Origin of the sequence: Psychromonas aquatilis, from assembly GCF_038155185.1 — a bacterium.
Lineage (GTDB): Bacteria > Pseudomonadota > Gammaproteobacteria > Enterobacterales > Psychromonadaceae > Psychromonas > Psychromonas aquatilis.
The window spans coordinates 1-216 of the sequence record NZ_JBAKAZ010000372.1 but is presented as its reverse complement, the minus strand read 5'-3'; the positions used below and the strand labels follow the sequence as shown (position 1 = coordinate 216).

Sequence of the window (216 nt, the reverse complement as noted above, 5' to 3'; positions counted from 1 at the left end):
CAGCAATTCATCGATCAAACTTCTGAAAAAAGTTATCTTGCCGTAGTAAGAGGGCACTTAGGTGAAGGGAGCTTAGATTATCCATTAAAATATCAATACGATAAAATTGAAGATAAAAAAGCGGATATAACCAAGCCTCCTCAAGAAGCTGTTACTGAATATCTTTGTTTAGCACCAACCGAAGTGCCTATAGCTGTTGTTCCTTATGCCTCTTCC

Annotated in this window: 1 pseudogene; it reads left to right on the top strand. The window is 38.0% G+C overall.

What is annotated here, in order from left to right:
- A pseudogene (locus tag V6256_RS15855) lies at positions 1 to 216 on the top strand (pseudouridylate synthase); the annotation flags it as partial.